This is a genomic window from Allobosea sp. 01N443, assembly GCF_056399325.1.
On the sequence record NZ_JBFTRC010000359.1, the window covers coordinates 1 to 2,256 of the forward strand.

A 2,256-nucleotide genomic window follows, 5' to 3' on the forward strand; every position below is an offset into this window, starting at 1 on the left:
GCTTGCGACCGTCACTGGCGTCGGCGGCGGCACCTTGCGCGATCTCGTGCTCGACCGCGGCGTCGGCTGGGTGCAGGCGCCGTCGGACGTGATCGTCTGCACGATCGTCGCGCTTGCGGCCTGGGCAACGGCCTATTTTCGTCCCGGCACGCTTGATGGCTGGATGGGCAAGCGCATGCTCGTCTGGGCCGATGCCGCGGGGCTTGCGCTTTTCGCGGTCGTCGGCACGCAGAAGGCGCTGATGGCCGGCGTCCCGGTCCTCTCGGCGGTGGCGCTGGGAGCGGTGACCGCCTCCTTCGGCGGCATCCTGCGCGACATCCTCGCCGGCGACAGGCCAATGGTGCTATGGAGCCGGGATTTCTACGTTACGGCGGCGGCGACTGGGGCAACCATGACGGCGTTCCTGTCCGGTCTCGGCGTCAGCCCGCTCCTGGTAATGCTCGGGGGCATAGCAGCCGGATTTGGCTTGCGCGCCGGCTCGATCCTGCTCGGCTGGTCGTTTCCGAATCTGCCTGGCTCAGGTTCTGCCTGATCAGCCTCACCCCGATCACCCTCCTGGCTTCGTCACGCGCCGCAAGGTCAGATTGATCCGCCCCCCCTGCGGCAGCAGGGCTGACGAGCCCGCCAGTATCCTGTCGATCCCGTGATAGGCAAGGCGCGCCTCGCCACCGAAAAGCAATGCATCGCCCGAGGCAAGTTTCAGCGAGACGGTCTTGCTGCCGCGTTCCGTGCCGCCGATCCTGAAGACCGCCGTGTCGCCGAGCGACAGCGACAGCACCGGCGCGTCGAACTCCCGCTCGTCACGATCCTGGTGCAGGCCCATCTTCGCGCTCGCCTCGTAGAAATTGACCAGGCAGGCCTCAGGAGGGTGCGGGTAACAGGCAAGCGCACGCCAGGCATCGAGCAACACGGCCGGCATCGGCGGCCAGGGCGCGCCGGTCTCGGGATGCTGGGCCTGGTAACGATAGCCGGCCAGATCCGACACCCATCCCAGCGAGCCGCAATTGGTCATTCGCACGGAGAACGGCTTGCCGGTCTTCGGCATCCGCGGTGAGAAGAATGGCGCCTGCCGGGCAACCTCGCGCAGTTCGGCCAGCAGCGCCGACTGCATCTGGGGTGAAAGATAGCCCGGCCAATGAAATACGCCGGGAGCGACGGCAAGCCTGGTCACGGGCGCGCCGTCACAGGGTATCGAGGCCGAGGACGTCAGCCATCGAGTAGAGGCCGGGCTTACGCCCCCTGCCCCAGAGCGCCGCCTTGACCGCGCCTTGCGCAAACAGGCCACGGTCCTCGGCGACATGCGCCAGTTCCAGCCGCTCGCCCGCACCAGCGAAGATGATCTTGTGATCGCCAACGACGGTGCCGCCGCGCAACGCCGCAAACCCGATCGCGCCGGGAGGGCGGACGCCGGTATGGCCATCGCGCGAGGCGACGCGGGTCTCAGCGAGAGAGACATCCCGCCCCTGTGCCGCGGCCTCGCCGAGCAGCACCGCCGTGCCCGATGGCGCATCGACCTTCATCCGGTGATGCATCTCGACGATCTCGATATCCCAGTCCGTACCCAGCGTGGCAGAAACCTTGCGGACCAGGGCTGCCAGCAGGTTCACGCCCAAGCTCATATTGCCGGAGCGGATGATCGCAGCATGGCGCGCAGCCGCCTCGAGCTTGGCGAGATGGACCGGCTCCATACCCGTGGTCCCGACGACGTGGACGATGCGGGCCTGCGCGGCGAGGGCCGCAAAAGCGACCGTGGCCTCAGGCGCCGTGAAATCCAGCACGCCCTCAGCTTCAACGAAGGCCGGCAGCGCATCGTCGGTCACCGGCACCCCCAGTGCAGGCAAGCCCGCCAGAATGCCGGCATCCTGCCCCAGCGCAGCGGAGCCCGAACGCTCGATCGCGGCCGAAACGGTGCAGCCCTCGGCCTCGGTGATCGCCTTGATCAGCATTCGCCCCATGCGCCCGGCGGCGCCGACAACGACGAGACGCATGTCGCTCATGAGGGGAAGCTCCTGACCAGTCGAGGATGGTGACGCAGCGGCTATAGAGCATCACCGCATCACGCGAAACCACTCTGCCTTCGTCCCCGGGTGGATGCTCGAACAAGGCGACAAGACCGGCCCGCACAGCGCCGAAACGAAAACGGCCGGGGAAGCTCCCGGCCGTCGATCCTTGCTACGATGCCTGTCGCGTCAGGCAGCCTGCTGGATGCCCGAGAGCTTCCAGTCACCGCCGCGCGAGCGCACGAAGGTCCAGTGT

At 67.7% G+C, this 2,256-nt stretch carries 3 protein-coding genes; 1 reads left to right on the forward strand and 2 read right to left on the reverse strand.

Going from position 1 to position 2,256, the window contains the following annotated elements:
* On the forward strand, positions 1 to 532 hold a 532-nt coding region (locus tag AC1DRP_RS36275), incomplete at its 5' end, for a trimeric intracellular cation channel family protein (RefSeq protein WP_476771104.1).
* A 15-nt stretch (positions 533 to 547) separates the two neighbouring features.
* On the opposite strand, the gene AC1DRP_RS36280 is transcribed toward AC1DRP_RS36275, so the two are convergent.
* A complete protein-coding gene (locus tag AC1DRP_RS36280) occupies positions 548 to 1,171 on the reverse strand; it encodes an alpha-ketoglutarate-dependent dioxygenase AlkB family protein (protein ID WP_441507283.1) in 624 nt (207 codons plus the stop codon).
* Positions 1,172 to 1,181: 10 nt separating this feature from the next.
* Positions 1,182 to 1,988: a 4-hydroxy-tetrahydrodipicolinate reductase gene (gene dapB, locus AC1DRP_RS36285; RefSeq protein ID WP_441507304.1), complete on the reverse strand. Its 807-nt coding sequence runs from the start codon at positions 1,986 to 1,988 to the stop codon at positions 1,182 to 1,184.
* Positions 1,989 to 2,256 lie beyond the last annotated feature (268 nt).